This is a genomic window from Syntrophorhabdus sp., assembly GCA_012719415.1.
Lineage (GTDB): Bacteria > Desulfobacterota > Syntrophorhabdia > Syntrophorhabdales > Syntrophorhabdaceae > Delta-02.
Genome location: JAAYAK010000035.1, coordinates 19,288 through 28,348, shown reverse-complemented (window position 1 = coordinate 28,348; position 9,061 = coordinate 19,288). Strand labels below are relative to the sequence as shown.

7 protein-coding genes are annotated in these 9,061 nt (G+C 59.7%); 1 reads left to right on the top strand and 6 read right to left on the bottom strand.

Annotation, left to right across the window (positions count from 1 at the left end):
- The 4 genes from GXX82_01990 to GXX82_01975 form a co-directional block, all read right to left on the bottom strand.
- Positions 1–725: shikimate dehydrogenase (locus tag GXX82_01990; GenBank protein NLT21797.1), on the bottom strand; the 725-nt coding region annotated here is incomplete at its 3' end.
- A gap of 93 nt (positions 726–818) precedes the next feature.
- A complete protein-coding gene (locus GXX82_01985) occupies positions 819–1,031 on the bottom strand; it encodes a hypothetical protein (GenBank protein NLT21796.1) in 213 nt (70 codons plus the stop codon).
- A gap of 68 nt (positions 1,032–1,099) precedes the next feature.
- Positions 1,100–3,799: a PAS domain S-box protein gene (locus GXX82_01980; GenBank protein ID NLT21795.1), complete on the bottom strand. Its 2,700-nt coding sequence runs from the start codon at positions 3,797–3,799 to the stop codon at positions 1,100–1,102.
- A 112-nt stretch (positions 3,800–3,911) separates the two neighbouring features.
- Entirely contained in the window at positions 3,912–4,931 is a 1,020-nt protein-coding gene (locus GXX82_01975) for an MBL fold metallo-hydrolase (protein ID NLT21794.1), read from the bottom strand.
- 107 nt (positions 4,932–5,038) lie between these two features.
- Here GXX82_01975 and GXX82_01970 point away from each other — a divergent pair, with 107 nt between their 5' ends.
- Complete coding sequence (locus GXX82_01970) at positions 5,039–5,554, top strand: hypothetical protein (GenBank protein NLT21793.1); 516 nt, start codon at positions 5,039–5,041, stop codon at positions 5,552–5,554.
- Between the two features lie 40 nt (positions 5,555–5,594).
- Here the strand turns inward: GXX82_01970 and GXX82_01965 are convergent, their stop codons facing one another.
- Together GXX82_01965 and GXX82_01960 are read right to left on the bottom strand one after the other, a co-directional pair.
- The gene (locus GXX82_01965) at positions 5,595–6,080 is read right to left on the bottom strand and encodes a PaaI family thioesterase (GenBank protein NLT21792.1); all 486 of its coding nucleotides are present in this window, start codon (positions 6,078–6,080) and stop codon (positions 5,595–5,597) included.
- On the bottom strand, positions 6,077–9,010 hold the full coding sequence (locus GXX82_01960) for a CHASE2 domain-containing protein (GenBank protein NLT21791.1): 2,934 nt from the start codon (positions 9,008–9,010) through the stop codon (positions 6,077–6,079). The genes GXX82_01965 and GXX82_01960 overlap by 4 nt, the downstream gene beginning before the upstream one ends.
- Positions 9,011–9,061: the final 51 nt, after the last annotated feature.

Sequence of the window (9,061 nt, the reverse complement as noted above, 5' to 3'; positions counted from 1 at the left end):
GCCTTGCTCAGGAACAAAGTGGGCCTGGGAGAGTAGATCAGGTCATAGACGACGGTCCCGGGCTTTATGCGCCCTATCACGTCCTCTGTGACGGGAAGCTGGTCCCCCCTGGGATACATGCCCATCGGGGTGGCGTTGACGATAAGTCCCGTCCCGGATATCATCCCCTCCAGTTCATCCCAGGCGTGGACCTTGAGGACATCGTGGACGGGTGTGTTCTTCCAACTATCCACGAAGTCGGCCAGCTTTTGCGGGTTCCGTCCGAAGACGTGGACCTCGCGGCAACCCAGGGACTGGCAGCCCACGACGACCGACCTCGCCGCCCCCCCGTTCCCCAGGATGACGGGGGCGATGCCTTTCCAGTCTTCCTTCATCTCCTTCAGCGGGGCCATAAACCCGAAGGAATCGTAATTGGTCCCCTTCCAGCCGTTCTCTGTCCGGGAAACGGCGTTCACGGCACCCGACAGTTTCGCTTCGGCGGTGATCTCCGTCAGGAGGGGCATAATGGCCTGCTTGTGGGGAATGGTAACACTGAACCCCTGCACATCCATGGCCTCAAACCCCCGAAGGGCCGCAGCCAGGTCCTCGGGCTTCACCGAAAAAGGGATATAGACATAATCGGCTCCAAGATACTCGATCGCCGCATTGTGCATCACGGGAGAGAGTGAGTGGACGATGGGGTAGCCGACAACCCCCAGTATCTTCGTCGTTCCTTTGATCATCATCACCACCACCTGGATTGAACTCTAGTGCGAGACTGTTGAAGACCTCCGTTGAAACACCAAAATCATCCCGCACTGTACCGCGCATGTCAAGGTTTATGTAACCTTCGGCATTCCTCCCCGCATTCGCAGACCCGTCACGGACGTCGGGGCGTCGCACCTGAGCGCGACCGTTGAGAGCTTGTCGTTGATCGCGATGATGGCACCGTTGGGACACCTGAAGGTGTCCGAGGTTGTCGCATCTGCGATACCGCACAACACGCAAATGCAGACAGCGGCAAGCAGGGTCTTTGACAAGACACCTTTCACTCTTATCCCCCTTCTACTCCGCGCCCCTGGAACATATCTGGAGAGAACGGGCAGGCGGCCCGACCCCTCTACGTCTCCAGGGATACATCATCATCTTTGCCCCTGTCCAGTTCCCGTCTCACCGCGAGGCCGATCTTCTCCATTATATAGGGCTTGCGGACAAAGGCCCCGGCCCCAAGGGCCTGGGCCTTCTTCACGCGGTCGGTCTCGGAAAAGCCACTGACGATGACCGCCTTCTGCCCCGGGTGGGTTTCGAGGATCCTCCTGTAAGTCTCCAATCCATCCATCCCCGGGTCCATGACCATGTCGAGGAGCAAGAGGTCCACCGTCTTGCCGAGCAGGCGCTCGACAGCCTCCTCCCCGCTCGCGGCAGTCTCCACGGTGTATCCGAGAACGGTCAGCATGTTGATGGCAAGCTCCCTCTGCTCCTTGATGTCATCAACAACAAGAATGGTCTCTCCCTTGCCCCGGTACGCGAGGGAATCGATGACCTTCTTTCTTCTCGCTATTTCTTCCCTCGTGACGGGCAGATAGATCGTAAAGGTGCTCCCGACGCCCTCCTCGCTCCTCACGTCTATGTATCCGTCGTGGTCTTTCACGGTGCCCCACACCACGGCGAGGCCGAGACCCGTCCCGCTCCTTCCCATGACCTTGTTCGTGTAGAAAGGCTCGAAGATCTTTCCCATGTCCCGTTCGGATATTCCCTTGCCTGTGTCGGAAACGCTCAGGATCGTGTAATCACCCTCCTTCATGCTGTCATATCCCTGGATGGGCACATCGAGATAGCGGTTCTCCGTCCTGATGGTTATCTCCCCGCTGCCCGCCAGCGCCTCCGCCGCGTTGGAGACAAGGTTCGCGAGGGTCTTGTTCAGGTGAACGGGAGACCCCCTGGTGTTCAGGAGTCCGTCGGCAAGTTCGACGTTTATCTCCACTGCCGGGTGGTCCGTCTTGAGCTTGTCAAACTCAGGCGTCTTGAGATAATCGGCAATGATGCCGTTGAGGTTTACCACTTCGGAGACCGCCACACCCCTTCTCGCCAGGGTCAAAAGGTCCTGGATGATCGCCGCCCCTCTCAGGCCCGAGTTCAGGATGTCATCGGCATATTTCCAGTAGGGAGTGTCTTTCGGCAGGCTTGCCCGAAGGAGGTCGGCACAGCCGACGAGCACGCCGAGGACATTGTTCATGTCATGCGCCACGCCCCCCGCCAGCCTTCCCAATCCCTCCATCTTCTCCGCCCTGTTGAGGCGGTCGGCCAGTCTCTTGCGCTCCGTATCGTCGCGGATGCACTCTATCGCCGCAATGACATTGCCCTTCGAATCGTGAAGGACGGATGCCGTCGCGTACACGTGAAAGTCGCCGGGAGGTATTCCGGGAGTGTAGGCCTCACCGAAAAGAGTGTTACCCACCCTCTGGAAGGCCGTGTACTCGTACTCCAGTTCCATTTCGGGATGAAGCGCGTAATCGATGAGGATCGGCCTGTGCTTGCCATAGAACGGTACGGCATACTCGTAGTCGCCTTTCCCGAGCATCTGGTCCTTGGTGACCCCCGTCAGCTTCTCGATCGCCCGGTTCCAGGCCATGACCCTTCCTTCCCTGTCAATCACAAGGGTGGCATCGGGGAGGAATTCAATGATATCTTCCAACCTTCTGCGGGACTCATGCAGTTCCTCTTCCGCCTTCCTGCGCTCCGTTATATCCCGCATGATGCCAACCGCGTGCCAGCCATCCTTGAGATGGATGGCGGAGAGGGACAGCTCGATGGGAAATTCCTCTCCCCCCTTCCGGCACGCCAGCAATTCAACGCTCTTCTCCGGTGAATGTGTCGTGCCGCTCGCTCTGAACATGCCGAATGCCCTGCCGTAAGTTTCCAGGAAACGCTCCGGCGTCACCAGCCTGTGAAGGTCACTACCGACCGCCTCCTCCTTCGTGTAACCGAAGATACGTTCCGCCGCCCTGTTCCAAAAGGAGATCAGTCCTCCCGGGTCCATCATGACGATGGCGTCCTTCGCGGAGTCCGTTATGGCACGTATCAATGAGTCGCTCTTGCTCAGGGCCTCTTCGGCGCGCCTGCGTTCCACGATGTAGCGGGACTGCTGGAGGTTCTGGAAAGCCGCCCTCGACAGCAGGCTTGCCAGCGTGTGGAACGCCTGGGCGACAAAGCGGAACTGTTCCGTTGACATCACCGGCACTTCGTAGAAGGCTTCGACAAACGCCTCTTCGTCACTTCCGAGTTCCCTGGCATAAGCCCGGACATTCTCTTCGCTCTGGGCTTCGTTGCGCACCTGGCCGATGAGCCAGTTGGCTATATGTCTCCCCCCGACGGTGATGCTCGACCCGGCACCCCACAATCCCGCGCTCAGGCAGGGCTGAATGGCGGGCCCTTCGGGGTGATACTGCCCCAGATGTGCGTCGGACGTTTGGCACCTCTTTCTTCCACGTTCGGTCCTTCGCACTATGTCGCTGCAAAAGCGGGAGAAGTTGCTTGGCCTCGTTATGGGGGTACCGTCGATGCGTGTGAGGAGAGCGGCCACCCCGACGGCGACGCACAGCTCATCCTGCAGCCGCTGCATCTCATCGAGGTCGAAAAGATCTTCGAACTCTACGCCGGCGGCATCCTCCATCGGCTGCGTCAGGGAAGCAATGCGGCTCTCGAGCCTGTCCCTGATCTTCCGGCGGTCCGCTTCCGATCTCTTCAGTCTCCCAATCTCTTGTTTGAGAGAAGCTATCTCATCGATGAGCTGCTGATACGTTGCGGAGGGGTGTGCCATTTGGCCTCCTTGTGGCCGTCAAGGATGCACGAGACGCATCTGCATATCAGCAATAGTATCTCAGAGACGTGAAAGTGTCAATCGGAGGCCGGCAACGTTATCCCGCCGTCTTTCAGCGACGCAGGGCGAAGCGGGAAGGAATGCCCTCACCCTTGCTAAGCACGATGTCCCGTCCTTCGAGAAGGTCGAGATGGGCGAAGACCTCCGAGACGGCCAGGAATATCTCATCCCGTGAAAGCCCCGGGAATACCTCTCCGACGATCTCGTACATCGTCATATCGGTCCGTGACCCAAGGATGTCCGTGACCTGCTTCGTCCTTACGGCCATGAGGCCGAGCAAGGCCGATATCCTCTCCGAGGGGTCCGTCATCATTTCGCCGTGGCCCGGCAGGGCGAGCGCGAGACCCATCCCGGCGACGCGCCTGAGAGATGACGCATAGGCCTCGAGGCTCCGGTATCCGGCGGGGAGCTTCGATGGTCTCTGGGCCAGAGGGTTCGACGATATGTCCTTCAGCAGGAAATCCCCTGTGAAGGCTATCTTCTCCCTGTCATCGACCATCATCACACACCAGGGGGTGTGACCGGGCACGTGCTCCAGCCTGAAGCAGCGGGAGCCAAGCTCGATGATCTCTCCCGGCTCCAGTCGGCGGGATACCCTGACGGGGCGGGCCAACTCCTTCAGGAACCGGAAATAATGCGCCAGGCCGGCAATGAGGTCCGCGGGCACACCGGCACGATCAAGAAAGGCTTTCTGGAACCGTTCTTCCTCGAGGCACTCCGTGTCGTAGTTCTCCAGCCACCGGGCGGTATCGTCCGTGGCCCAGACCTCGGCGCCCGATATCTCCACAATGTCCCCGGCTGACCCAAAATGGTCGATGTGAGGATGCGTGACAATGATGACCTCGATATCACTGAGGGAGTAACCGAGATGCTGAAGCTGTCCGCTCAGCTCGGCGAGAGACAGGGCATCTTTCATGGGAGCATCGATCAGTGTCGGGACGGGCCTCTCCACGAAATAGATGTTGACCCGCAGCCCGGGCACCGGCGTCGGCGCTTCAAGGAGATGGATACCGCCCCTTTCCGCAGGGTCCGTCAGAACATGTTCCGTGTTTTCCAGGCCTGTCTCTTTCATCTCTCCGTCGGGCCTCATTATACCACGCAAAGAGCCGCCCGATGTCAAGGGGATTGCAGAACCCGGATATCTGGCTTACTCTACATCTATAGAAAACGGAGGTAAGCATGCGAAAGGCAGGATGGTGCGCCATATTGCTGACAACGTTGACCCTCTGCTCCTGTGCGACACCCGTGCTGCAAAGATCTCTTATGGACAGGGGGACGAGAAACCCGGACCCTGCCGAACTCGTCGCCAACCCTTCAGGCTATCTCGGGCAGCTCTTCGTCTTCGGCGGCATCATCGCCTCCACGACCGTCACGCGGGACGGTTCCCTTGTCGAGGCGGTCTACGTGCCCGTCGATCGGTACGGGGACCTTCAGGACACTCCGGCCCTTTCACGGAGGTTCCTGGCACTCTATCGAGAAGGCGTTCTGGACCCCGTCATCTACAGTCCGGGCAGACGTATCACCCTCGCGGGAACATTCACGGAAGCCCGACCGGGAAAGCTCGGGGAAATGGATTACATTTTTCCTTTCTTCCAGGTGAGCGAGATATACCTGTGGCCGAAAGAGCCGATGGTGTATTATTACGTGCCCGCCCCCTACTACCTCCCGTACCCCTGGCACCGTCCGTGGTACTGACGGCCCCGGTGCGGCAAGGGGTCCGGCGCACCGACAGGTTTCAAGGAACCGGCGGCTGGAAAAGAGCCCGTATCTCCGGCGAGACCCCCCTGAAGTCAAGCTGCCTCGCGAGCTCTTCCAGGGTGAACCTGAACTCCCGGAAAGAGGCGGCACCGCGCGCGCATATCTTGCCGTGTTCGTTTTCAATGACGCCGGAGAGGTAACATATCCGCCCCGTGTTCCGGAGAAAACTTCCTGACGCACGGTACATCCTGCCGCATTCAACGGGTCTTTTGAATTCAACTTCGATCTTCGAGGTGGCGTACATCCGCCGCGTCCGGGTAAAGATGGTCCACCACATGACCTCGTCCAGTATCCCCGCCACGATGCCGCCGTGAAGCATTCCGTCATACCCCTGGAACCTGTCGCCGGCCGTGAACTCGCATATCGCCCTGTCATCCGCATAGTGCAGTTCCAGGCCAAGGCCGCCGGTGGCAGGGCCGCAGAAGAAACATTTCTTATAACCCGGCAAGAGTCCGTCCATCATTCATTCTCCTTCATCTGTTCTTCCCGCACGATCTCTGCAGCCCTTTGTTCCCGCGGCTCCAGCACCGTCCGGACCCTGCCTGCGAGATCATACAGGGAGAACGGCTTCGCAATGAAGTGAACGCCTTCCTCCAGGACCCCGTTGCGGGCTATCACATCCGTCGCGTACCCGGACATGTACAGGCACTTGAGGCCTGGTCTCATAACGGCGATCTGTTCCGCGAGCTCTCTCCCGTTCATCCCCGGCATCACCACGTCCGTCAGCAGGAGGTCTATGTCGCCGTCATATTCCCTGGCGAGCCGGAGCGCGTGGCTCGCCCCTTTGACCGCAAGAACCCTGTAGCCCAGTCTTTCGAGCATCGCCCTGGTGAGGTTCAGTACCGACTGCTCGTCCTCCACCACCAGAACCGTCTCGCTGCCCCCCTGTGTTTCCGTTATCGCTTTTTCATCCACGGATTCCCCGATACCAGCGCTGTAACGGGGCAGGTAGATCCTGAATGTTGTGCCTTGGCCCGGTTCGCTGTATACATCGATGACCCCCCCGTTCTGCCTGACGATCCCGTACACCGTCGACAAACCGAGACCCGTCCCCATACCCTCCTCCTTGGTGGTAAAGAAAGGCTCGAAGATGTTGGCCAATGTTTCCCTGTCCATCCCGCAACCGTCATCGGTCACCGCGAGCAGGACGTATTCGCCGGGGGCCGACTCGGGGTGGGCCGCCTGAAACAATTCATCACAGATCACGTTCGATGTCTCGATAATGATCTTTCCCGTCTTGTTCATGGCATCGCGGGCATTCACCGTGAGATTGGCGAGAAGCTGGTCCACCTGCGAGGGGTCCATCCTGACACGCCACAGTCCCTGCTCCGGCCGCCACAGCAGGTTGATGTTCTCGCCTATAAGCCGGCGAAGCATCCTGAGCATTCCCGCCACCGTTTCATTGAGGTTGAGCACCCTGGGGCTGACAACTTGCTTGCGGGCAAACGCCAGCAACTGGCGGGTAAGGTCAGCGGACCGTTTCCCGGCCGTGAGGATGTCCTGGAGCTCTTCGCGGACTGCCCCGCGGGGAGAGACCTTGCCGAGCGCCAGTTCAGCGTTGCCGACGATCACACTGAGCATGTTATTGAAATCGTGGGCGACTCCACCTGCCAGCTGTCCGATGGCGTCCATCTTCTGGGCCTGTAGCAACTGGTGCTCCAGTCTCCGACGATCCTCCTCGGCCCTCTTGCGCTCGGTGATGTCAAAAAAGGCCACGATAACGCTGTCGCCCACCGACTCCGTCGCGACCACCATGGTGCGCAACGTCCCATCCTTGCACAGCACCGAGTATTCGAGGGGCTCCCTGGCCGGATCTTTGGCCGTCGAGGTCTCCAGCGCCGCGCGCCATTCTGTCGTCAGCCTGTCCCTGGCCCCGGGGTCGGGCATGCAAAGGTCCCACACGCACCCCACGGTGGGAAGGTCATCCGCCGTGTAACCCATCACCCCCGTGAGGCTGTTGTTCACGTTCAGGACCTTTCCATCCCGGGATACGTTCGCAAGGGGGATCGGGGCCATGGTAAAGAGAGTGCGGAAGCGCGCCTCGCTCTCTCTTAATGAGCCTTCCGCGCGTTTTTGCTGCTCGCGGTGCTGGAGCGCGGCAAGGAACGCGTAGCCGCCAACAATGGATACCATGGGAAACACCGTTCCCACGAACAGGCCGCCGTGAAAGAAAAGCTGTTGCGTCGTCAACCACAGGGCGGCAACGAAAAGAACCACGGCGACAAGACAGAAGATAGTGCCTCTGAAGAGGAAGAACAGGCAGAGGGCCGCGCCGGGAATGACGACGAGCAGGAGAACGAAGCCCTTCGACCAGCCCGGCTCGGAGATGAGGTCGCCCGTCAGCAGGTTGTCGACGGCGGCGGCATGGGCCTCTATTCCCGGGAAGGTGGAGCCAAAGGGCGTCGCCAGCCATTCCGCCATGCCCGCCGCCGAGGTACCGACAAGGACCACCTTCCCCCGCAGCCTCTCCGTTGGAATACCGCCGTCCATGATATCCGCCGCAGACACGTAGGTGTGGGTCCTTTTCGGACCCCGGAACCTGACGAGCAGTTGGCCGTGACCGTCGACAGGTATCGGCGTTGTCCCGTAACGCAGCGACTGCAGGCCGTTCCCATCCCTTTTCAGAAGGATATTGTCCGCCCCTTTCAGTTTCAGAACGGTGGCGAGGGCCAGACTGGGGTAGACCTTGCCCCGGTAGCGGATGAGCAGCTGCAGGCGTCTTGCCATACCGTCACCGTCGGGACTGAAATTCAAAAAACCGGTAGCGGCGGCTTTTTCCGAGAACATGGGCAGGCTGCACAGGACACCGGTACCCTCGGGTATCCCCCGGTCTTCTTCCTTTCTTCCGCCCCTGCCCAGAAACGACACTTTCAGCGGGTGCAGAACGCATTCTCTCGAAATGGTCCCGGAACTGTTGAAATGGAACTGGTTGCCCAGGACAAAGGGTCCCCGCACCAGCGTTTCGGCCAGAACATGGTCGTTGTCGTGGAGTTCCACGGGGAGACGATCGCTGGTCACCTTGCGTCCGTGGAAGGCGCTAAGGTCCTCGAGCACCCTTCCCCAGGATGTCCTGTCGGGTTCGGCAAAGACCATGTCGAGACCTATGACCGCCGGCTTCGCGGATACGATCCCGTCAAGCAGGCCGGCCAAACGGTACCGCGGCCAGGGCCATTGACCGTACCGCTTGAGCGTTCTCTCATCAAGGTCGACGATCACCACCCTGCCGCTTTCGTGATTGTTGGGAAGATGTCTGAGAAGCAGGTCATAGTTCATCAGATCGACCTGCCGGAACAGGTTGGGCAGGAACGCATAGATGGCGGCGAAGACAAAGGTGATCAGAAGACCCCAAACAAGGATACGGCGGTTCCCCGACCCGCGGCCCGGCATGGGCATGCTGGAATCCTCTGCTGGACGTTTACCCGGTCTCATTTTCCTCAATGACTT